The organism is Chryseobacterium oryctis (genome assembly GCF_025971925.1).
Lineage (GTDB): Bacteria > Bacteroidota > Bacteroidia > Flavobacteriales > Weeksellaceae > Chryseobacterium > Chryseobacterium oryctis.
This window is the reverse complement of the sequence record NZ_JAPDHV010000008.1, coordinates 92,472-114,413: the sequence shown is the minus strand read 5'-3', so window position 1 is coordinate 114,413 and position 21,942 is coordinate 92,472. Positions and strand designations below refer to the sequence as shown.

Here is a 21,942-nt window from a genome sequence, read left to right as displayed (position 1 = left end):
TTTTTACATAATTTTTCTTAAATTAATTGCTAACCAACAATTAAAACACTGCTTTACAACCAGTTAAATTAAATTCCTAAATACAGAAGATATTTAAAAGTTAATAAAAAGTTAAACATACGTTTAACTAAATTTAATATCACACTTCAAACAAGGTTAAAAAGCATAAAAAAACTGTATCAATACTTTCTGGATTATCCTTATCTTTGCACAACAAAATTCAACTATAAATGTCAAACAGAAAGATGATTACGGCTGCTTTGCCTTATGCAAACGGACCGGTTCATATAGGACATTTAGCAGGAGTTTATATCCCTGCAGATGTTTACGCAAGATTTCAAAGAAGATTAGGAAAAGATGTAGCTTTTATTTGTGGTTCAGACGAACATGGGATTCCTATTACAATCAGAGCGAAAAAAGAAGGTGTCACACCTCAGGATATTGTAGATAAATACCATGAAATCATCAAAAAATCTTTCTCAGACTTAGGAATTTCTTTTGATGAATATTCAAGAACTACCTCAAAAAAACATTACGAGACAAGTCAGGACTTCTTTAAAGTTCTTTATGAAAAAGGAAAATTTACTGAAGAACTATCCGAACAATATTTTGACGAACAAGCTGGAGAATTTTTAGCTGACAGATACATTGTTGGAACATGTCCTAACTGTGGAAATGACAATGCTTATGGAGACCAGTGCGAAAAATGTGGCTCCACCCTTTCTCCATCAGAGCTTATCAATCCAAAATCAATGTTAAGTGGGAATGTACCAATTCTGAAAGAAACAAAAAACTGGTATCTTCCTTTAAATGAATATGAAAATTTCCTAAACGAATGGATTATTGAAGGTCATAAAGACGATTGGAAACCCAACGTTTACGGACAAGTAAAATCTTGGTTAAACGATGGTTTAAAACCTCGTGCCATGACCAGAGATTTGAACTGGGGAGTTCCTGTTCCGCTTCCGAATGCAGAAGGAAAAGTACTTTATGTATGGTTTGATGCACCAATCGGATATATTTCTTTCACCAAAGAATGGGCAGAAAAGAACGGAAAAAATTGGAAAGATTATTGGCAAAGTGAAGAAAGTGATTTGGTTCACTTTATCGGAAAAGATAATATTGTATTCCACTGTATTATTTTCCCTTCAATGATGAAAGCTCACGGAGATTACATCATGCCGAAAAATGTTCCTGCTTTCGAATTTTTGAACCTTGAAAACGATAAAATTTCTACTTCTAGAAACTGGGCGGTTTGGGCGCATGAATATGTAGAAGATTTCCCTGGACAGCAAGATGTTTTGAGATACGCTCTGCTTTCATCTGCTCCGGAAACCAAGGATAATAATTTTACGTGGAAGGATTTCCAGACGAAGAATAATTCTGAACTGGTAGGAATTTTCGGAAACTTCATCAACAGAGTTGCCGTTCTTATTCATAAATATTATGATGGAATTGTTCCTCAAGGAGATTCTAATACTCCTGAATTAGCAGAAATCAACAAAGCAGCTAAAGAAATTTCAGGATTCTTAGAAAATTATGAGTTTAGAAATTCTTTAACAGCATTAATGAATTTAGCTCGTTTCGGAAATCAATATCTTCAGACAGAAGAGCCTTGGAAAACAATTAAAGATAATCCTGAAAAAGCAGCACATTCATTATTTGTGGGAGCTCAAATTGCTGTGGCATTAGCACAACTTTCTGAGCCATTTATGCCTTTCAGCTCTGAGAAATTACTAAACATGTTCAATGTTGAAAAATCAAACTGGAATGATATTGAAACTAAAAATGTTTTAATTGAAACAGGTCACAAAATCAATGAAGCATCTCTTTTATTCTCAAAAATTGAAGATGATGTAATTGAAGCTCAGATTCAGAAACTGGAGAATACAAAGCAAAATAACAAAAAAACAAACCCTAACGCCAACCCTATGAAAAACGAAATCACTTTTGATGATTTTACGAAAATCGACTTGAGAACAGCAACAATTTTAGAAGCTGAAAAAGTAGAAAAAGCTGATAAATTGCTAAAGCTTACCGTTGATACTGGTGTAGATGTAAGAACTGTAGTTTCAGGGATTGCAGAAAGCTTCACTCCTGAAGAAGTCGTAGGTAAGCAAGTAATGATTTTATTAAATCTTGCACCAAGAAAAATCAGAGGAATTGAATCTCAGGGAATGTTATTGTTAACAACAAAATCAGACGGAAAACTATCTTTCGTTACTCCTGATGATAAAGTAGAAAATGGTATTGAAATAGGATAAATCTTAATCAGATCTATAATAAATGGGCATATAATATGCCCATTTTCTTTTAATCATGGTCAAAAAAAGTGCATTAATTAAACTTTCCGATGCTGAATTAGAAAAATATGTAAAAGACGGGAATCGTTTTGTACCCGAAGCGATAGAAATTGCCATGATTATCCTAGAAGAAAGAGGACGCCTTTTTACAGAAAAAGAAAAAGCTAAAATTCAGCAAATCATTCAGCATAAGAAACAGGTTGAAGAAGACAAACTCAATGAAGAGCGAGAACTCTGGAAAGATCATATTACAGAAGACCCAAATGCCATAAGACTTTATTCCAGAGAATTGATCTTAATTATCTCTTTATTTTTAGGTAGTATTCCAGGATCAATTTTATTAGCACTCAATTTTATTAAGTTAAAGAAAAATATCCCTGCTGCTTTAACCTTAATTTTTGGCTTTATTTTCTTACCAATTCAAAATTTCTTGGTTCCTTTTATATATGAAAACACCAACAAAAACTTTTTTACTTATAAATACAGTCCAGAATTTTTCGTTTCTAGTATTGGCTCATTAATTTTACTTGTATTTTGGGTAACTTTCACACCCAAAAAACTTCCTTATAAAGCCAAGTCTCCTATTCTTCCAATTATAATATCTTTAATAATACTTTATTTAATCATTATTAATTATCAAAACTGGTTTTCATCTTATTTCTTGGTAAGTTTTGCTAAATAAGAATCATCTTCCTGCAAAATCATTTCAATTTTAAACCCATTATTTTCAGCAGCATTTTTCAACGTATTAAAATCAAGATAAAGCCATTTTATCGGGTCTTCAGATTCACCTTTGTAATGAACTATATAATCTAATTCACCATAATACCCTTCTGCAGGAATATAAAATCCTCCATCTTCATCCTGGTCAAACATATATAAAATATCCGTACCATCAATCAAAACCTGACCTCCCGAGTTGAGTAAAGAATGAAGTTTTTTAAGATAAATATCGATTATCAAAAGACTTTGAAAAATTCCGGTTCCGTTCATTAATAACAGAATAGTATCAAAAGTTTCTTCCGAAAAATGAAGCACATTTTCAGAAACAGCCTTTTCAATTCCTCGGAGTTTACAGACTTCAATAGATTTTGGAGAAATATCTAATGCTGTAACATCCAATTCTTTTTCATTTTGAAGATATAAAGAATGGGAACCCGCTCCTGCTCCAACATCAAGAACTTTTCCTTTAGATAACTCTAAAGCCTTTCTTTCTATTGTATTCATTTCTTCAAAATCTCTGAAAAGATAATGTACCGGAAGTTCATCCAATTCCGAAATTGAAGTTTCAGTCTGCAAATCTTCAGGATTTTCATTGTGGTAATAGTCCCAAATTGCCTTACCCATTAAGTCTTTCATAGCTGTAATTATGATTACAAAGATAATGGTTTTTGAACTGATATTTCCGGGGGGTTTTCATTGAAATTACCCTTTATGGAATAAAATTTTCGCTACAAAATTTTATTAGCCCCGATAGAAACGGTTACCCCATAGCAAAGGCAGGATACAGCGTTGGAGCGAGGAGTAAAAGTGGATAGCGGGAAAAAGCTCCTAATAAAAAAGTAAAGCCAATTCTCAGGAACAAGAACTGACTTTACTCGTGAAAAACAAGGTATTTTTTTACATCGCAGGACCTGCGGCGTCCTTTATTTCTTCCATTAATTTTTTGCGTTCCTGAAGTCTTCTTCTGGCAATTACTGATTTTCCGCCCAATACTCTGATAAATCTTAAATATTGGAAACGTTCTTTTCCGAAGTGGTGAGTGAAAACATAAATCAAAACTCCAAAACCAACTAAAATAATATATCCGAATATTTTCTTATTGGCTACCAAAATGGCATTTAACTGAATGGCTTTCAGATTTGAAGCTACCGTTTGCGGAGTAATTGTCATTCCGTCCATATAAACCGCCAAATCTCCTATCGCAACCACCTGAAAACGATACTGAAACCAAGAGTAAAAAGCAGAGAAAAACCCGACAGCCAAAAAAGTTCTCCAAACCAAAACCAATCCGATTGCTGCAAGCATATCATTTATTTCAAGTTTATCCAGTGTATAAAACCAAACCGCAATGAAAAGCGAACACATACCATAACCTTTCAAAAACATCGGTAAATACCAGCCTTCAAAGTTAAATTCCAAAACCATCGAAAAATACATGATGATAGCATACCCCATCATTGCCGAAAACCCTGAAAAAATGTACATTTTCAACGGAAATTCTTTTTTGAACCAAAATAAAGCCACAATCCCAGCAAGAAGCAATCCCGGAATCATTAATAAACTTAATTTTGCGTTCGTGAGTTGGTCGTATCCTAAAACACCGATTGCAAAAGTATTTTGTATAGAAGCAGTTCCCAAAAACATTCCTATCCAAAACAACATAAACAAACCATGCTGTACATTATTTTTAGTAAAAATTTTAAATGACAAATACGGTCTTTTAAGAGTCAACTGACGAATTGTAAGACATGCAAAACTTATAAAAGCTGCAATACTTGCATTGATGATATTCTTTGAATTCCACCAATCCTGCTGTTTTCCGAATGAAAAAACATAGGCAGAAAACATAAATGTTGCCGCAAAAAGCAAAATACTCAGCCAATCGATATAATGCAACGGAACTTTCAGGGCAAAATATTTATCATGCATAACAACCCAATGCAAAAGAGCAAGAGCAAAGCATCCTATTGCCATAATAATATAGAAATGCTGCCAATTGTATTTGATTGAAATCTCAACCGCATAATATCCCGAAATCTGACTTATAACCAAAACAAAAGTATAGAAAGCGCCATAAAACATTCCTCTGTTCCCAATCATCATCATTAATGGTAAAAACAATTCTATAGTGGTCATCATCTTAAAAAAACCAATAAGCAATGACGAAAAAACGAAAATCATTGGTTCTAAAGTGGTAGAATTAATAAAACTCAACAATCCTAAAGCTACTAAGAGGAAAACCATTTTATCACGAACCTTAAATCTCATTTTCGTTCTGAGAACAATTGGCATACTCGCTCCCATCCCAATTGTAGTAGCATAATTTGCCCACATGAAATATTCAGACATCGCTCCGGTTCCACTTACCAGATAGCTTATATTTCCTGTATAAACCCCTCCAAGAGGCATCACTACAATAAGCAGCAATATGATAAATAATAGCTGTACAGGTTTTGGAACCCAATCATGATATAAGCCTTTATTATACATATTTTAATTACTTATTGATGTTTACATTTACATTCATTCCTGCACGGAGTTTAGCAACGTCTTCTTTTTTGTTAGCATCTGTAAACTCTATTCTCACAGGAATTCTTTGCTGTACTTTAATAAAATTACCTGTGGAGTTATCCGTCGGAACATTAGAATATCTTGAACCTGTTGCTGCTGAAATTGCTGTAACTACCCCTTCAAATTTTTCTCCACCTAATGCATCAACAGACAACGTCATTTTTTGACCTATTTTTATATTCGGCATCTGACTTTCAAGAAAATTAGCAGTTACCCATTTTTGCTCGTTTAAAACAATTGTAGCAACCTGTTGCCCCGGTTGAATCAACTGACCTTCAGAAATCGTTCTTCTTCCCATTACTCCGTCATAAGGAGCTGTAATCACTGTATAAGAAAGATTAATTTTTGCCATTTCCAGAGCAGACTTCGTTCTTTTGATTTCCGCATCAATAATTCCGAACTTACTTTTAACTTCTGTGGTAGAAAGATTGGCAGATTGTTTTTGATTTACCAATGTTTCATAAGCTGCTTTTTGAGCATCATATTCGGTTTTCACCTGGTCATATTGTTGTCTTGTTACCGCTTCGGAAGCCAAAAGATTTTTGTATCTGTTCAAATTTTGCTCAGCATTCCATAATCTTGCTTTTGCTCCTGCAATATTAGATTCCATAACGTTTACATTATTAGAAACCGTATTTACAGATGAACTCGTCGCTGCTCTTTGAGCCAAAGCATTTTGATAAGCAGCTTCAGCCTGTCCTAATTGTGTTAAAATTTCACTGTTATCAAGAATCACCAGAGTATCCCCTTTTTTTACATTTTGGTGTTCAATAAATTTAATTTCCTTGATGTAAGCTGAAACCCTCGTATTAATTGGATTAATAAATTCCTCAACCTGAGCTGCTTCTGTATATGTTTTGTTCCCGATGTGAAAATACTCACGAACCAGCCAAAATAATCCGAAACCTAGAACCAGAAATACGATAATGTTTGAAATAATCGCTCTTATTCTATTCTTTTTAGTTTCTTTTTTCTTAATCACTGCACTTGATTCAGCTGGAGTTGCCTGTGTATTTTGAGTATTTTGTTCTTTATTTTCCATTGTCTTGTTTTTCAGTTTAAAATAATTAAAGAGTTCCTGTAGATTTCAGAAGGTTATAATATTGGTACAATACATTGATTTCTGCATTTGCATAATCTAATTCTGATTGTAATTTTTGATTTTGCGCATCAATCATTTCTGCTTGTACAGCCAATTGGTTAAGATATTTAGCTTCGGTAATTTTGTAATTTTCTTCAGCTAATTTTTTAGCGTCATTCAAGATTTCAGCCTGTTGAATAGATTCCTGATGCTTCACATAAGCTGCATTTACCATCATATCAATATTTTGAGCAGTAAGAGTCATCGCATCATTTGCCTGATTCTTTTGAAGTTCACCCAATTTTACTTTTTCCTTTGTTTTGTAAAGGTTATCAATATTATAACTGATAGAAACTCCCGTTTGCCAACCTCCCGAATACATATCCAAAACAGGATTTCTTGTCGTAACAGGTCTTTGTAAAGTATATCCTCCAAAACCTGCTACAGTTGGCATTTTATCGGTTTTTATGATTTCTATATTTTTGTCGGCAACATCAATATTTGTTTTTACCGATTTCATCAAAGGATTGCTTTCATGAGCAAGACTCATGTAATAATCTAGCCCAATTCCGCTTTCTTTATTTTCTATATTTTCAATCGGAATAATTTCTGTGTCGGGCGGTAATCCTAATGCAATATTTAGATTGTAGTTAAGGATTTTTCTATTATTAGCTAAAGTCAGAATCCCTTGGTCTAAATTTTTAATTGCTAATTCAGCACGAATAACTTCGTTTCGGGTAAGCATACCTTGTTGATAGAATTTCTGAATATTTTTCAGGCGCTCCTGAGCCAGCTTTTTATTGTTTTCAAAAACTTGTTGCTGATTCAAAATTTTATAAATATCTAGATAATTAGAAATCACTAAAAGTTTAACATCCTGTTTGTTCTTTTCTAAATCTAACTCTGAAAGTTGCTCACGAAGTTCCGCCATCTCAATAGATTTATTTACCAACCCTCCTTTGAAAATTAGCTGACTTGCTTGAACGGCATAAGAACTTCCATAATGAGGCATTGGAATAGTCGTAGAATTGGAAAAATCTTTATCTATCGCTACAGCATCCCCCAAATAAAACTGACTTGTAGAGGCCGTCACAGTTGGTAATTTTTGAAGTTTAGCAACATTGGTGTTCTGTTTTGCTATACCAATATTTTGTTCTGTAACCTTTAGTTGTTGGTGATTTTGTATCGCAAGTTCTGCAACTTCACTTGCAGTCAACTTTTTTATTTCTTGTGAGAAAAATAGCGCAGGAAAAACTGCTATCAGTAGAGATAGTGCTTTTTTTACATTATTTGTCATTTTACCTTGTTTTACAGATGCAAAATTACAGCATCGTCAAAATCAAACAAATGTTTAATTTTTGGAAAAAGATGTTCAAATGTAAGATTTTAACTTTTAAACTGATTTCTATATTGTGAAGGGCTTTCGTCTACATGTTTCTTAAAAAAATGCGAAAATGAATATTGGTCACTAAAACCAAGAGTAGAAGAAATCTCTGAAATAGTCTTATTTGATGAGTTTAATAATACTTTTGCCTCATTCAGAACCACTAAAGCTATAATCTGGCTTGCAGATTTACCTGTAATTTCCTTTACAACAGACGAAAGATGTCTGGTTGTAATCGACTGCCGTTCAGCGTAAAACTCAACTGTACGTTCAGTATGATGATGTAAAGCAACATCATTTAAAAATTTAAAAACAATCTCTTCTTGCCTAGACATCTGAGTCATAGAATTATTATCCTCTTTTGAAATAATCCCAGCCATTTGATAACAAAAAACAGAGAAAAGATGCCTTACAATATCTTTCTTGTAAATCATATCTGTCTGAGAATCCAAAATATATTTGATGAAATCCAAACTTTTCCAGACAACCTCCAGCTCATCAGGGTGAAATGGCACACCTATATTCATCTGTTGCCTGAAATAACGATAAGTAATTAACCTATTGAACTTCAAAGATAAAGCCGAAATAAACTCTCTTTTATAAGCAACCATTCTCGATTGAAAATCATCACTCACAGAAATAACTTCATAAACAGTTTGTGGATCCGTCACCATAAACATATTTTCAGAAAGTTCTAAATCGTTGAAATGTTGTCTCAACTTCATTTTCCCTGACTTCACAAACATAAACGACGGGTTATCAGGACGAAAAGGCTTTGCAAGAGCTACCCTCTCGAATACATTAAACTGTGTAAAAATCTCAACTCCGAATTTTTCTAAGACAGACATAATACAAATGTAAGCAAACTCATGAACGGTTACAAAATTTTATTATTTTAGTGTATTCCAAATTCCTAACCATGAGAAAGATTGATTTATTACTAGCAGAATATGGCGAAAGTCACAGAAATTCAACCAATAAATTCATTCATTGGATTTGTGTTCCCTTGATTTTCTGGACAATTTTAGGGTTTATTTCTTATATTCCTACGCCTAATATGTATTTGAAATATTTTGGTTTTTTGAGTATTGCAAGTTTTATCTCTATAATTTTAGTCACAGTTTTTTACCTGCGATTGTCTTGGAGAATTGCATTCATTATGATTTTTGTGATGCTTTTAATGGAACATTTCGTTTCTTTAGTTAACGTAACTTTCGGAACAAAATCATGGATTTTATACCTATCAGTTTTTATAATAACCTGGATTTTTCAATTCATTGGTCATAAAATTGAAGGTAAAAAACCATCTTTTCTGAAAGATTTACAGTTTCTTCTAATCGGCCCGATATGGCTTTTAAGTTTTATTCTTAAAAAATTAGGAATCAGATATTAGTTTAATCTTCTAATGCATATACCGCAAAACTCGCCAACCAATGGTCGCCTCCATAATTTCCTTTGAATAAGAGAGGAAGTCCGTTATTTAAAAATACATTAGCTGTTTTCTGAAAATCTTTTTTCAGCGGATGATTTTCAGGAAGAGATTTCGCTATCCCCTTCATACACCAAGCTCTGGTAAAAGATAATCCTACTAAATGCACCGTTTGATAATCATTCAAATCACTTACCACAGGAATTTTTTCAATATTTTCTAAACTGCGTTTTTCGTAAAAATTATCCAGCCATTTTACATATTCCTTCTGAGGAAGAACTCTTCGCATCAAGTCTGCAATCTCTAAACTTGGAGAAAAAAAGTCTGAACCATCCGGTTCAAGATATGCCGGAGTTTTAGTATTACTCAAATAAAAATATTTTGCTTTCTCTGTTAATTGATTTTCAAAATCTTCATCTCCCGTTGCTCTTGCCCAATCTAGAGCAAAAACCATTGCAAAAGCAGTGTTGGGATGTACTCCAGTTCTATTAGGATACGTTTGTTTTGGTAAATAAGCCTTCCATGAACTTAGAATTTTATCCGTCAAAGGTTTTAGATTCTGATGCCAGATTTTTGCCTTCGGATTATCCCAAGTTGCTAATTCTTCGTCAAGTTTTAACAGCCATGCCCAACCATAGGTTCTTTCAAACGTTCCTGTCAATTGATATTTTGTAAAATAATCAGCTTCTGTTTGAAGGTTTTCTTTTTTAAAGGAATTTTCAAGAATATTTTCAATCTCTTTTGCAACCGACAGATTAGGTTTTGTTTTTAATAAACGAACCAACATCCAATGTCCGTGTACAGAACTATGCCAATCAAAACATCCATAAAAACTAGGATGCAAATCTTTTGGACTCAAAGGAACTTCACCTGCATTATTGATAATATGCGCCGTCTTATTCGGATATTCCTGATTGATACAATGAAGTGGTTTTTCTGATAATTTCACAGCCATCTCATCCGTAAGTTTCGGAATTTCTTGAGCATACATCAAAAACGGAGAAAATACAATTGCTAAAAGACTTTTTTTCATTCATTAAAATTAGGAAATAATTTCAATTTATAAATCAAAAAGATGGTTTTATAAATTCACAAATCAACCTTTAAAAAACTACTGAAAACTATCATTTTAAGTATAATATTTGTTGATAATTCTTAAAATATTTAGATATGAAAAAACTATTCTTAACATTATTCTGTTTTTCTCTTATTTATTGTAAGAAAAATGAAAATCTTAATGACAAATCAATAAGTTCTATGGTTGCCCTTGAAGATGTAGAGCTTAAATCTCCAGCTCCTTCACAAGCTATTTCTGAAAAAGCATTATCAGACAACTCATCTGCTTCAATTAATAATCCTTCTAAGATTGATAGTATTTCAAAAAAAATCATCAAAAATGGGGAAATGACCATTCAGGTGGGTGATATCAAAAAAGCTCAACAACAAGTCGGTGAAATCTTGTCAAAAAGCAATGCTTACGTTCAAAAAGAAGATTTCAGAAATACAGATACAGATGAGAGTTTAAACCTAATCATTCGTGTTCCGCATAAAAATTTCGACATTCTTATTGATTCTTTTTCAAATGGAGTTGGCTCAATTTTATCAAAAAACATCTCTTCTGACGATGTAACGGAAGAATATACAGATGTAACTATAAAACTTGCCAATAAGAAAATATATCTTGAAAAATATCGGGATATGCTAAGGTCTGCTTCTACAACTAAAGATATGATTGAAATTCAGGAGAAAATCCGTGAATTGGTAGATGAAATAGACATTGCAGAAGGTAGACTCCGATTTATTGACGACAGGGTAAAATACAGCACTTTCAATTTAACTTTGTATAAAGAGAAAATAAGAAGCTCAACAACATCAAAAATAGGCTTTGGAAGTCGTTTCGGAGATTCTTTTACCGAAGGATGGAATAGCTTTGTCTCTTTTTCCCTCGGAATAATTTCGTTTTGGCCATATTTCTTACTATTTCCTATCTTTATTCTGATTTGGAAAAAATGGAAACGCAAAACCAAGAAATAATTTATTATTTACCCAACACAAATACAGCCGGAATTTTATGAAGTTCCGGTTTTTGTTTTTGCCATTCTTTTATAGTTTTCGTTTTAATAAATTCCTGTTCCGGATCATTGATGTTTGCAGCAATACAAAGTTTGGTATTCGGTGACAAAAACTTACATAAATCATCAAACAGCTGATTATTTCTGTAAGGTGTTTCCATGAAAATCTGAGAATATCCTGTTTTCTGAACTAAACTTTCTAAATGCAAAATCTGTTTCTTTTTCTCTCCTTTGTCAATTGGTAAATATCCGTTGAAAGTAAATTCCTGACCATTAAAACCACTAGAAATCAATGCCAAAATAATTGAAGATGGCCCTGAAATCGGGATAACCTTGATGTTTTTTTCATGACACCATTTCACCATCAAATTCCCTGGATCCGCAATACAAGGAAGTCCTGCTTCAGACAACAATCCGAAATCCTGACCTTTTAACATTAGTTCCTGAGCTTCTTTGATATCAGCATTTTCAGTATACTTATCCAAAAGATAGAGTTTCAAATCCGACTGTTTTTTTTCCGGAGCAAAAAACTTAACAACTTTTCTCGCTGTTTTCTCATTTTCCACGAAAAAATAATCAGTTTGCATGATGTATTCTTTTATTACAGGCGAAAAATGAGTGATAGAAGTATTTTCTGAAAGATAAGCTGGAAGTAAGAAAAGCATTTTAGTATATTAAGTTCAAATTTTTGGCAAAGTTACGGGTAAATTGAATAAGGTTAAAAGCTTTTTCAATTAATTTAAAATTTGGTTCATTACCGCTTCACAACCACGATCTAAAAGTTGGAAAACATCTTCAAAATCACTCATACCTCCCCAATAAGGATCTGGTACTTCAACATTATTATCATCTCCTAAAGCATCTAAAAACAAAGAAACTTTCCGTCTTTCCTCATCATTTCGTGCCTTTGAAACAACGTCTTGATAAACACTTTTATCCATACAATAGATTTTGTCAAATGTTTCAAAATCTTCTTTTGTAATTGGTCTTGATTTTTGTTTTGAAATATCAATATTATGATTTGCAGCGGTCTTTATTGCTCTTTTATCCGGGTGCTCACCTTCATGCATAGATATTGTTCCAGCAGAATCAACTACAAAATTTTCAGGAAGTTTTTTTTTCATAATTCCTTCAGCCAAAGGGCTTCTGCAAATATTCCCTAAACAAACCATTAATATTTTCATATCTATCTTAAATTATACTTTTTCAGTTTACTAAAATAAGAAACCTAGTATTAATTCTACAATCGTCTAGATGTAATATTACATAAAAAATCTTTGTTTCAAAGTACTTTTGAACCCACAAATTAAAAAAACCTAAACAAATGAAAAAAAGCGTTTTGACCTTGCTCCTTTTATCATTAGGAGCAACAGCAACCTTTGCACAAGTAGGAGTCAACACCCAAAATCCACAAGCTGTGTTTCATGTAGACGGAGCTAAAGACAATGTTACTACAGGAATACCAACGGCTGCACAACAAAGTAATGATGTGGTGATAACATCACAAGGAAGATTGGGAGTAGGCACCAATACACCTACAAACAACCTGGAAGTAAACAGCGAAATAGCCGGAACTTCCGGCATAAAAATAACACAATTGCCCAAAGCCAATACTTTATCTACCGATGCAAACGGAAATATTATTGCACAGGATATAAAAACTGCCGGCGTTAATGTAACAAAACAACGTTTAGTTATTGCTAACTCATCCAATGTTATCAATAGCGGTTCTGGAGATTACTCATTCAGGTATAGCTCAAATGCAGCCGGAGGTTATTGGCAAATGAGAATTAATAATGGTACATCTAGACAATTTAATACCTGGGATGTTGAGTTTTATGGAAAAATAATGCTAATGGACAAGTATGGCAGGGAAGAAACTTGCAAACAATCAATCCGAATACCTGGACAAATGTAAGCCCCTCAAACCCAGCTGGAGGCACAAACGAATACAACACTATGCATATTTATGATTTAGGAACAGGAGCTATCATACGTCTTACAACAACCCTAATAAGCATAAATTCAACAACTTACGAATCTATGATTGCTGAAGAATTTTAACACCAATAAGTTTTAGTTAGTGATTTTCGGAAATATAAAACTAAATAATTTCATTTCTGTTAATTAGAATCGAAAGCTTAAGTATTAGAAATACTGTAAACTTAAAAAAGGAGAATAAAATTATTCTCCTTTTTTTAATATTTTGATTAAATATATTTTTAGTGCTTTATTTTTTCTGTAAGTTCCTTTACATACTTTTTCACTTCTTTATCAATCTTAGAAACGTCTTTTATCGTTTCGCAAGCATACATTACCGTAGAATGGTCTTTCCCTCCCATTTCTTCACCAATTTTTGTAAAAGTAGCATTGGTGAATTCCTTTGCAAAATACATAGCCAATTGTCTAGGAAGAGCAATTTCTCTTTTTCTTGTTTTTGATAAAAGTTGTTCTCTTTTTATACCAAAATAATCGCACACTACTTCCTGAATATAAGGAATATTGATAATTTTCTTTTGGTTTGCCGCAATCTTATTAATGGTCTCTTTTAGTAGTTCAAGACTCAAATCAGATTTATAAATCGTAGAATAAGCAATTACAGAATTAATAACTCCGATAAGCTCTCTTACATTTGTTTTCGCTTCAGAAGCTAAGAAATCAAGCATATCATCTGTAAGAACAATACCGTCTCTGCTTAACTTGTCAACAATAATTTTCTTACGAGTCTCTAAATCAGGAGATTTTATTTCTGCAGAAAGTCCCCATTTGAAACGGGAAACAATCCTGTCCTGAATATCCATAATATCAGCAGGAGCCTTATCTGAAGTCAAGATAATCTGCTTTCCGTTTTGATGTAAATAATCAAAAATATGGAAGAAGCTATCCTGAGTAGCAGACTTACCTGATAAGAACTGAATATCATCAATAATCAACACATCTACCATTTGATAGAAGTTGGCAAATTCCGTTTGTTTATGCGCTTTTGCAGCAGAAATAAATTGCTGGATAAATTTTTCTGATGATAAATACAAAACCACTTTATCAGGGAACTGACTTTTTACTTCCAAACCAACAGCCTGACCTAAGTGAGTTTTACCTACACCATATCCTCCATATAAAAATAATGGATTAAAAGCCGTTGCACCAGGTCTTTTGGCAATAGAACGAGCTACTGTTGCAGCAAATTTATTACTCTCACCTTCTACATAATTATCAAAAGAGAAATCAGATTTCAGGTTAGAGTCAATATTTACTTTTTTGATTCCAGGAACTACGAAAGGGTTCACAATATTAGCAGAAAAACCTTGAGGCATTGTTTCCTGAACTTTAGGAGTAGGAACACTCTTCCCTCTCATATTCATAGTAACAGGTTTCTCCATTCCAGAAGGCTTGTTTTCCATTACGGAATACCAAAGTTTCACACCTTTACCAATATTTTTTTTCAGGGCAGCAGAAAGTAGAGATAAATAATTATCTTCTATGTATTCTTTGTAAAAATCACTTGGCACCATTAGTGTCAGATTGTTATCAACCAAAGAAATTGGCTGTACTTTATCAAACAATAAATCGAAAGATTTCTCAAGCTTTTTCAAATCAGAATTGTCCTCAGCTGCGTTTAGATTATCTCGCATGAACTGAAGGCATTTCTGCCATATCAACATTAAATTTTCATCCATAATTTATGCCCTGATTAATTCTTTGGTTAGTACTTTTTGGAAGGAAGACAAAGGTCTCATTTTTTATCTTCAAAAAAAAATTTTGCAGGTATTGATTATTTAAAAATATATTTGTATGTATAATTTAGAAATAAAAATGATACACACAACACACTCAATACGAGTTCGTTACGGAGAAACAGATCCTATGAAATATGTATACTATGGCAACTATGCAGAATACTTTGAAGTAGCCCGAGTTGAACTTTTCAGAAGCATAGGAATGTCTTACAACGAGATTGAGAATCAGGGAATTTGGTTGCCTGTTTCAGAATATAAAATTAAGTATTTAAAACCAGCTTTATATGATCAAAATTTGGAAATACATACTTATATAAAAAAAATTCCAGGAGTAAAAATTGAGTTCGAATATGAGATTTACAATGAAGAGCATATTAAAATCACTGAAGCATCTACCACGCTTTTCTTTTTGGAGGCAAAAACCGGAAAAATCATTAAATGTCCTGAAGCTTTAATGAAGCTTATTGAACAAAATTGGAAAGAAGAAAAATTTTAACATAAACTACAATTAATATTTAAAAAATTCAATTCTCCGTTTTATTATATTATTTGCACATTTGCATATCTGTTTTTAATGATTACACGATGAAGATTGCATTTTTGGGACCACAAGCCAGCTTCACTCAGCTTGCAGCTGCACAACTTTTTTATGACGAAGAATTTCTACCTCAAGCCAATATTTTGGATTGTTTTACAGCAGTAGAAAATGGAGAGGTTGACAAAGCTGTTGTTCCGCTGGAAAACTCTATTGAAGGAACCGTTTCTATGACTTTGGATTATCTCTACAAAACTCCAAATATCAAAATAGAAGCTGAAGCTGTAATGCCGATTGCTCATCATCTAATGATACATCCTGAAAACAATATTGAAGACATTGAAAGAATATATTCACATCCACAGGCTTTAGCTCAAAGTTTCCACTTTTTAGATACGCATTATAAAAATATAGCAAGACAAGATTTTTCTTCCACTGCCGCTGCTGCAAAATTTGTTTCTGAAAATCCGCAAAATAAAATTGCCGCTGTTGCAAATCAGTTTGCGTCTAATTTGTATGGTTTAAAAATTATTAATCACAACATACAGGATTTTGAACAGAATCATACACGTTTTATCATCATATCTAAAAACCATACAAAATACAATAACAATAAACTTACAATACTTGGTGAAAAATCCGGATTATTAATAACTCTTCCTGAAGATCATGCCGGAGGTCTGCATCAGGTATTATCTGTTTTCGCATGGAGAAAGATGAATCTAAGTAAAATAGAATCCAGAACATTAAAAACAGGGCTTGGAAACTATTTTTTTTATATTAATGTAGTTGGAAACTGGGATGATGTTCTTCATAATAATTCTTTAGAAGAATTAAAATCCATCAATGTAGAAGTAGATTTTCTTGGAAATTACAAAGAATTTCTTTTAATGAGCTAAAGAACTTAATAAGTTAAATTATAAATCCTGCTAAAACCAGCAGGATTTCTCTTTCTATATAAAACTATTTCAAAATTTAATTTTTATAAACCTTAATATTTTATCACATACAATTGATATAATAACAACTATCAACAACAAAAAGACTTTTAACTAATTTCAAATAAATTTAATAAAAACACCATCATATTAATAACGTAGTAATAATTCTACAACAATAAGGTTTAATTTTTGCGTAATTTCAAAATGCCTAAATACCACGTTTTAATTATGAAAACCAAAATTTTTAAGCTTATTGGAGCAGTAATATCTGTTTCGGCTTTTTCTCAGGTCGGGATTGGAACACCTAATCCTACAGCCATGTTAGATGTAAATGGCACAATGAAAGTAAGACAAACTCCCATTGTCACCAACCTCACAGGTCAGCAAATCCTAACAGTAAATCAGAATTCTGGCGGAGATTTCCAAGTTAGCCAAATTGATCCTCAACTGTTAGTTAATGCTGCGAATACGGATATCTCTGTATATGCAGCAAAAAAAACAACAGGTATAAGTTTATTATCTTTAGCTCTATTTCCAAGTGGATTTAGAGCCGTTAATTTTCTTACTGCAGAAAAAACTGTTGGAAATAGCGCCTTATTCTCAGATACTGATAATACCTATATCATCCCGTCCCCAGGAGTATATGAAATAGGTTATCACTTTCGATACGGAACAGGTGTGCAAGCTTCTGTTCTAGCAAACTCACCAGGTATAGGAATCGTGAGAACTAGAAGTAATGTTGCAACCCTTATTGACAGTCAAACATTTGCCGGAGCAAATGTTCCGCTGGTACTCAGTGTAACAATTTCCGAGAGCAGCCTTAACTCTCTTTATACTTTTCAAGCAGGAGACAGAATTTCATTTGGACTGATAAGTTCAGCACTTCTTGACGACTCAATTTTAGGTTCTAGTTCCGGTTCTTTCTTTGTTCACAAAGTGTCTAATTAGATTTTTAACATTCTAATTTTTTAACCATTAAAATTAATCCATCATAATTGTTGATGGATTAATTATTTATAGACTTTACAATTGAGTATATTTGAAAAATAAAACCAATAAATGGAAGCCACAATCATCATATTAATAATAATCATCCTTTTTATTTATTTCAGGCTAAATAACAGAATCAATGAGCTGGAAAATAGAATTTCTCAGCTAGATTCAAAAAAAACAGAGCCTAAAACAGAAGCTGAATTTCAACAGACAAATCCCATACAACCTCAAACATCTTTTAAGACTACTCTTCCTGAAATTGAGCAACCTCAAAATCAAGTGAGGAAAAAAACTCCAGAGACACCTCAAAAAGATTGGAGCGCTCCAATTTTCGATTTTTTGAAACAAAATGCTTTAACAATTATCGGAATTATAACTCTTGTTTTAGGAATCGGGTATTTTGTAAAATATGCCATCGATAAAAACTGGATTGGAGAAACCACAAGAGTAGGAATCGGAATTGCAACCGGAACAATTATAATGGTAATCGGGCATTTTCTAAAAAAGAATTACAACGCTTTCTCATCAATTATTACCGGAGGCGGAATTGCAGTCTTATATTTCACAATCACCATTGCATTTAGAGAATATCATCTTTTCAGCCAAAATATTGCATTTATCCTGACTTGTATTACTACCCTACTTTCAATTACAGTTTCTTATTATTACAAAAGTGAAATTTTAATTATTTTTTCATTATTTGGTGGTTTTTTAGCTCCTTTAATGATAAGCTCAGGTCAAAGTAACTACCCTTTCCTATTTACCTATTTAATGGTTTTAAACATAGGAATGCTCATCATCGTTTTCCTCAAAAACTGGAGAAGCGTTGGTTGGATTTCTTTTGCTTTTACTAATGCTTATCTTTTCAATTGGACTATTGATAAAACAGAAAGCCTTTCCATCTTATTCTATATTCTGACTTATCTTATTTTCTACGCATATGCACTACAGAACTACTTTAAGTCGAATAAACTTTCATCAGGAGATATTCTGATGTTAGTATTAATCAACTTCTCAAGTATAATTGGGTTGGTTTATATTTTTAATGAATTAAAATACACTCCGATATTTATTTTCCCATTTATTTTTGCTCTCATAAATGGCTTTTTTCTTCTCAAAGAATATAAAAAGAAAGATTTTGGAACAAATTATTCTGTATTTACAGCAATTACAATCAGTCTTGTCACACTCACCATAGCTCTACAATTCAAAGCACATTTAATAACAAGTGTTTGGGCAATTGAAGCCTCTTTATTATTATTTATTTGGAAAAAAACCAGACAAAATATCTTCAAAAATTGTTTCTATGTTTTATTTCCATTGGTTATCATTTCACAATTAGTTACATGGACAGAATATTTTAATTCAAAAAATTTAAATATTATTTTCAATCCAGTATTTTTAACAACTTCCGTAACGGCAGTTACAACACTTTTTAATCTGATTTTATTAAGAAAACTCAGTGATAGTGATAAAGAAGAAAAAACTAATCTTTTTGAAGACCTTTTCACTTTTATAAGTTATGGGGTAATTTATCTTGCTTTACTATTTGAAATCATTTATCAGACCTCTGAAAAACTATATTCTGTGATTCTGAGTATAAGTTTTTTATACAGTCTTTGCTACATTCTTATATTATTACTTTTAAGAAAAATTCTAAAGCTTAATAAATTTCTCGAAACAGCCATTATCTACATCTTTATGTTATTGATAATCATTAATAGTGCTTTTGTTTCATCAGAAGTTATTGATTCTATTCTTGTCAATAAACTTCAGAAAGATTTTTATGCTTTTCATCTCTTGTATTTAATTCCTTTCATTTTTATAACTTGGAGAATTATTCCAAAATCAAATTTCACTAAAAACAGGTTCTCTTATTGGCTATTATCATTCGCTATAATCAATCTTATAAGCTTTGAACTTTATCATATATATCTTATCAAATGCAAAAAACATTGCAGAATCTTATGATCTTCAAAGCCATTTCAGCATTCTATATTTACCGATAATATGGGCGATTCTTTCAAGTATTTTCATTTATTTAGGATTAAAAAAATCTCTTTCTGAACTTAATAAAATAGGTTTTGTATTAATTGGAGTTATGATTTTAAAACTCTACACTTATGATGTTTGGCAGATGGATAATGTTTCTAGAATAATAGCTTTTATAATCTTAGGAATCATCTTGCTTTTAAGCTCATTTACATTCCAGAGATTAAAGAACATCATCAAAAATATGGTAGATAAAAAAGAAGAAAACCTTGAAAATAAGAATACAAAATCTCAATAAAATCTTTATTTTATGATTAATTATTAAATTTATAGGAAAATCTATTCAATTTTTATAAAAAATAACTATATTTATCGCAATTTTTAATTGATACATATTCTCCAGTTATGAAAAAAATCTTCTACTCTTTATTATTATTTGCTTCTGTAACTTTATTTGCTCAGAAGAACCCAACAACACGATTTGCTGTTGCCAATGATGTCATCGGAACAGTAGATATGTTTAATGCTAAAAAAAGCATTGTACAGAGCTCTAATGTTTATAAAACATCAGCCAACCTACCACAAAACCTTAAAAAATACAGTTCTATTGCTGAAAAAGGTTTAACGGAGTATAAAATCAAAAATGGTTTTGATGGCTTGGATAAAATAACTCTTGCACAGCTTAACGAACAATATCAATTACCAAACAATACACCTGTTTTCATTGATGGATATGAATTTTCAAATACTGAAACTAAAGTTTTTGGTGATATCTTAGCGAAAATGGAAGTAAAAGATAACAATGGTAAAAAATCTTTGTTCATCAGTACTTTAAGATAATTTCTCCAATTATACACTAAAAAAGGATACTCGATTGAGTATCCTTTTTTAATATTTATCATTCCATTTTTTCTTTAATTCTTCATAGATTTTTTTCTCTGTGCTATTGTTTCCAGGTTCATAAAGCTTAACATTTTTAATTTCCTCAGGAAGAAAATCCTGTTCCACAAAGCTCCCTTCATAAGAATGTGCATATTTGTATTCTTTTCCATAGTCCAAATCCTTCATTAGTTTTGTCGGAGCATTTCTCAAATGCAAAGGCACAGGCAAATTACCTGTTTGTTTCACCAAAGCCAAAGCATCATTTATAGCCATATAGGTAGAATTGCTTTTCGGAGAAACTGCCAAATAAACCGCAGTCTCACTCAAAATAATTCTCGCTTCAGGGTTTCCGATTACATTCACAGCCTGAAAACAATTATTAGCAATTACCAACGCATTCGGATTTGCCAACCCAATATCTTCTGCTGCTAAAATAACCATCCTTCTTGCTATAAATTTGATATCCTCACCTCCTGCAATCATTCTTGCCAACCAATAAACCGCTCCATTTGGGTCACTTCCTCTCATTGATTTTATAAATGCCGAAATAATATCGTAATGCTGCTCTCCGTTTTTATCATAAAGCGCCATTGTTTCCTGTAAAACTTCAAGCACATCATCATTTGTAATTTCTTTTTTACCTGAATTTTTATACTGGTTCAAAACCAATTCAACAGAATTAATCAGTTTCCTGCCATCTCCTCCGGAATATTGAATAAAAGCCTGTTTATCGACAATTTCAAAATCAGTTTTTTCATCCTGATTATATCTTTTAAGAGCAATATCGATTAGTTCTTCTAACTTCTCATAGCTCAAAGCCTTTAAAATATACACCTGACTTCTGGAAAGCAATGCAGAAACCACCTCAAAACTAGGATTTTCCGTAGTTGCACCAATCAAAACAATCCAGCCTTTTTCCACTGCATGAAGAAGAGAATCTTGCTGGGATTTATTAAAACGGTGAATTTCATCAATAAATAAAATTGGTGATTTTCCTGAAAACAAATTTTGTTTTTTCGCATCTTCAATCACATCCCGAACATCTTTCACCCCAGACGATACTGCCGAAAGTTTATAAAACTTTCTACCCGATTTTTCAGAAACAATCTCCGCAAGAGTTGTTTTTCCTGTTCCGGGAGGTCCCCAAAAAATAAGAGAATTCAAGGTATTATTATTAATCATTTTTCTAATAGTACCTTTTTCTCCGGTAAGATGCTCCTGCCCTAAAACATCATCTAAAGTTTTAGGTCTCAATTTTTCTGCTAAAGGAATATTTTGACTCAAGATTTTGATTTAATT

Annotated in this window: 22 protein-coding genes; 12 read left to right on the top strand and 10 right to left on the bottom strand. The window is 32.3% G+C overall.

All coding sequences use genetic code 11. The features are described from left to right. Positions 1–230 precede the first annotated feature (230 nt). Positions 231–2,264, top strand: coding sequence for a methionine--tRNA ligase (gene metG / locus OH806_RS15145; protein WP_264744519.1), 2,034 nt, complete (start codon positions 231–233; stop codon positions 2,262–2,264). Positions 2,265–2,319: 55 nt separating this feature from the next. Further along, positions 2,320–2,985, top strand: a complete 666-nt coding sequence (locus OH806_RS15140) for a hypothetical protein (RefSeq protein WP_264744518.1) — start codon at positions 2,320–2,322, stop codon at positions 2,983–2,985. Here the strand turns inward: OH806_RS15140 and OH806_RS15135 are convergent. From OH806_RS15135 to OH806_RS15115, 5 genes are all read right to left on the bottom strand, one after another. After that, a complete protein-coding gene (locus OH806_RS15135; protein WP_264744517.1) occupies positions 2,958–3,662 on the bottom strand; it encodes a class I SAM-dependent methyltransferase in 705 nt (234 codons plus the stop codon). The genes OH806_RS15140 and OH806_RS15135 overlap by 28 nt on opposite strands. 261 nt (positions 3,663–3,923) lie before the next feature. Next, positions 3,924–5,516 carry an MFS transporter gene (locus tag OH806_RS15130; protein ID WP_264744516.1) on the bottom strand — a complete coding sequence of 531 codons (1,593 nt, stop codon included), beginning with the start codon at positions 5,514–5,516 and terminating at the stop codon, positions 3,924–3,926. Positions 5,517–5,523: 7 nt separating this feature from the next. After that, entirely contained in the window at positions 5,524–6,639 is a 1,116-nt protein-coding gene (locus tag OH806_RS15125) for an HlyD family secretion protein (protein ID WP_264744515.1), read from the bottom strand. A 25-nt stretch (positions 6,640–6,664) separates the two neighbouring features. Beyond that, positions 6,665–7,975: a TolC family protein gene (locus OH806_RS15120; RefSeq protein ID WP_264744514.1), complete on the bottom strand. Its 1,311-nt coding sequence runs from the start codon at positions 7,973–7,975 to the stop codon at positions 6,665–6,667. 89 nt (positions 7,976–8,064) lie between these two features. After that, positions 8,065–8,910 (bottom strand): helix-turn-helix domain-containing protein, encoded by an 846-nt coding sequence (locus tag OH806_RS15115; RefSeq protein WP_264744513.1) that lies wholly within the window; start codon positions 8,908–8,910, stop codon positions 8,065–8,067. 71 nt (positions 8,911–8,981) lie between these two features. On the opposite strand from OH806_RS15115, the gene OH806_RS15110 reads away from it, so the two are divergent. Next, the gene (locus tag OH806_RS15110; protein WP_264744512.1) at positions 8,982–9,455 is read left to right on the top strand and encodes an Mpo1 family 2-hydroxy fatty acid dioxygenase; all 474 of its coding nucleotides are present in this window, start codon (positions 8,982–8,984) and stop codon (positions 9,453–9,455) included. A gap of 1 nt (position 9,456) precedes the next feature. Here OH806_RS15110 and OH806_RS15105 read toward each other — a convergent pair whose 3' ends face one another. Beyond that, positions 9,457–10,524, bottom strand: a complete 1,068-nt coding sequence (locus OH806_RS15105) for a DUF2891 domain-containing protein (protein WP_264744511.1) — start codon at positions 10,522–10,524, stop codon at positions 9,457–9,459. Between the two features lie 137 nt (positions 10,525–10,661). On the opposite strand from OH806_RS15105, the gene OH806_RS15100 reads away from it, so the two are divergent. Then, a complete protein-coding gene (locus OH806_RS15100) occupies positions 10,662–11,525 on the top strand; it encodes a DUF4349 domain-containing protein (protein WP_264744510.1) in 864 nt (287 codons plus the stop codon). 4 nt (positions 11,526–11,529) lie between these two features. On the opposite strand, the gene OH806_RS15095 is transcribed toward OH806_RS15100, so the two are convergent. Both OH806_RS15095 and OH806_RS15090 read right to left on the bottom strand, forming a co-directional pair. Beyond that, positions 11,530–12,228 carry an SAM-dependent methyltransferase gene (locus tag OH806_RS15095; RefSeq protein WP_264744509.1) on the bottom strand — a complete coding sequence of 233 codons (699 nt, stop codon included), beginning with the start codon at positions 12,226–12,228 and terminating at the stop codon, positions 11,530–11,532. Positions 12,229–12,297: 69 nt separating this feature from the next. After that, positions 12,298–12,747, bottom strand: coding sequence for a low molecular weight protein-tyrosine-phosphatase (locus tag OH806_RS15090; RefSeq protein ID WP_264744508.1), 450 nt, complete (start codon positions 12,745–12,747; stop codon positions 12,298–12,300). Positions 12,748–12,887: 140 nt separating this feature from the next. Between OH806_RS15090 and OH806_RS15085 the strand changes: the two genes are divergently transcribed. Beyond that, positions 12,888–13,481, top strand: coding sequence for a hypothetical protein (locus tag OH806_RS15085; RefSeq protein WP_264744507.1), 594 nt, complete (start codon positions 12,888–12,890; stop codon positions 13,479–13,481). Next, on the top strand, positions 13,445–13,627 hold the full coding sequence (locus tag OH806_RS15080) for a hypothetical protein (RefSeq protein ID WP_264744506.1): 183 nt from the start codon (positions 13,445–13,447) through the stop codon (positions 13,625–13,627). The genes OH806_RS15085 and OH806_RS15080 overlap by 37 nt, the downstream gene beginning before the upstream one ends. Positions 13,628–13,785: 158 nt before the next feature. On the opposite strand, the gene dnaA is transcribed toward OH806_RS15080, so the two are convergent. After that, entirely contained in the window at positions 13,786–15,240 is a 1,455-nt protein-coding gene (dnaA, locus tag OH806_RS15075; protein ID WP_264744505.1) for a chromosomal replication initiator protein DnaA, read from the bottom strand. A gap of 136 nt (positions 15,241–15,376) precedes the next feature. Here dnaA and OH806_RS15070 point away from each other — a divergent pair, with 136 nt between their 5' ends. The 6 genes from OH806_RS15070 to OH806_RS15045 all read left to right on the top strand — a co-directional run bounded on the left by OH806_RS15070 (position 15,377) and on the right by OH806_RS15045 (position 20,601). Continuing rightward, positions 15,377–15,796: an acyl-CoA thioesterase gene (locus tag OH806_RS15070; protein WP_264744504.1), complete on the top strand. Its 420-nt coding sequence runs from the start codon at positions 15,377–15,379 to the stop codon at positions 15,794–15,796. A gap of 89 nt (positions 15,797–15,885) precedes the next feature. After that, positions 15,886–16,734, top strand: a complete 849-nt coding sequence (gene pheA / locus OH806_RS15065; RefSeq protein ID WP_264744503.1) for a prephenate dehydratase — start codon at positions 15,886–15,888, stop codon at positions 16,732–16,734. A gap of 270 nt (positions 16,735–17,004) precedes the next feature. Next, on the top strand, positions 17,005–17,724 hold the full coding sequence (locus tag OH806_RS15060) for a hypothetical protein (protein ID WP_264744502.1): 720 nt from the start codon (positions 17,005–17,007) through the stop codon (positions 17,722–17,724). A 111-nt stretch (positions 17,725–17,835) separates the two neighbouring features. Further along, on the top strand, positions 17,836–19,740 hold the full coding sequence (locus tag OH806_RS15055) for a DUF2339 domain-containing protein (protein ID WP_264744501.1): 1,905 nt from the start codon (positions 17,836–17,838) through the stop codon (positions 19,738–19,740). Next, entirely contained in the window at positions 19,685–20,059 is a 375-nt protein-coding gene (locus tag OH806_RS15050) for a DUF2339 domain-containing protein (protein ID WP_264744500.1), read from the top strand. The genes OH806_RS15055 and OH806_RS15050 overlap by 56 nt, the downstream gene beginning before the upstream one ends. Before the next feature lie 107 nt (positions 20,060–20,166). Continuing rightward, positions 20,167–20,601 carry a hypothetical protein gene (locus tag OH806_RS15045; RefSeq protein ID WP_264744499.1) on the top strand — a complete coding sequence of 145 codons (435 nt, stop codon included), beginning with the start codon at positions 20,167–20,169 and terminating at the stop codon, positions 20,599–20,601. A 48-nt stretch (positions 20,602–20,649) separates the two neighbouring features. On the opposite strand, the gene OH806_RS15040 is transcribed toward OH806_RS15045, so the two are convergent. Next, positions 20,650–21,927, bottom strand: coding sequence for a replication-associated recombination protein A (locus OH806_RS15040; protein ID WP_264744498.1), 1,278 nt, complete (start codon positions 21,925–21,927; stop codon positions 20,650–20,652). Positions 21,928–21,942: the final 15 nt, after the last annotated feature.

Coding starts and splice junctions, on each gene's coding strand:
- OH806_RS15125 (WP_264744515.1), bottom strand. CDS start 6,639: ATGGAAAATAAAGAACAAAATACTCAAAATACACAGGCAACTCCAGCT.
- OH806_RS15100 (WP_264744510.1), top strand. CDS start 10,662: ATGAAAAAACTATTCTTAACATTATTCTGTTTTTCTCTTATTTATTGT.
- metG (WP_264744519.1), top strand. CDS start 231: ATGTCAAACAGAAAGATGATTACGGCTGCTTTGCCTTATGCAAACGGA.
- OH806_RS15060 (WP_264744502.1), top strand. CDS start 17,005: ATGAAAACCAAAATTTTTAAGCTTATTGGAGCAGTAATATCTGTTTCG.
- OH806_RS15095 (WP_264744509.1), bottom strand. CDS start 12,228: ATGCTTTTCTTACTTCCAGCTTATCTTTCAGAAAATACTTCTATCACT.
- OH806_RS15105 (WP_264744511.1), bottom strand. CDS start 10,524: ATGAAAAAAAGTCTTTTAGCAATTGTATTTTCTCCGTTTTTGATGTAT.
- OH806_RS15130 (WP_264744516.1), bottom strand. CDS start 5,516: ATGTATAATAAAGGCTTATATCATGATTGGGTTCCAAAACCTGTACAG.
- OH806_RS15140 (WP_264744518.1), top strand. CDS start 2,320: ATGGTCAAAAAAAGTGCATTAATTAAACTTTCCGATGCTGAATTAGAA.
- OH806_RS15115 (WP_264744513.1), bottom strand. CDS start 8,910: ATGTCTGTCTTAGAAAAATTCGGAGTTGAGATTTTTACACAGTTTAAT.
- OH806_RS15070 (WP_264744504.1), top strand. CDS start 15,377: ATGATACACACAACACACTCAATACGAGTTCGTTACGGAGAAACAGAT.
- OH806_RS15110 (WP_264744512.1), top strand. CDS start 8,982: ATGAGAAAGATTGATTTATTACTAGCAGAATATGGCGAAAGTCACAGA.
- OH806_RS15055 (WP_264744501.1), top strand. CDS start 17,836: ATGGAAGCCACAATCATCATATTAATAATAATCATCCTTTTTATTTAT.
- OH806_RS15085 (WP_264744507.1), top strand. CDS start 12,888: ATGAAAAAAAGCGTTTTGACCTTGCTCCTTTTATCATTAGGAGCAACA.
- OH806_RS15135 (WP_264744517.1), bottom strand. CDS start 3,662: ATGAAAGACTTAATGGGTAAGGCAATTTGGGACTATTACCACAATGAA.
- dnaA (WP_264744505.1), bottom strand. CDS start 15,240: ATGGATGAAAATTTAATGTTGATATGGCAGAAATGCCTTCAGTTCATG.
- OH806_RS15045 (WP_264744499.1), top strand. CDS start 20,167: ATGAAAAAAATCTTCTACTCTTTATTATTATTTGCTTCTGTAACTTTA.
- OH806_RS15090 (WP_264744508.1), bottom strand. CDS start 12,747: ATGAAAATATTAATGGTTTGTTTAGGGAATATTTGCAGAAGCCCTTTG.
- OH806_RS15120 (WP_264744514.1), bottom strand. CDS start 7,975: ATGACAAATAATGTAAAAAAAGCACTATCTCTACTGATAGCAGTTTTT.
- pheA (WP_264744503.1), top strand. CDS start 15,886: ATGAAGATTGCATTTTTGGGACCACAAGCCAGCTTCACTCAGCTTGCA.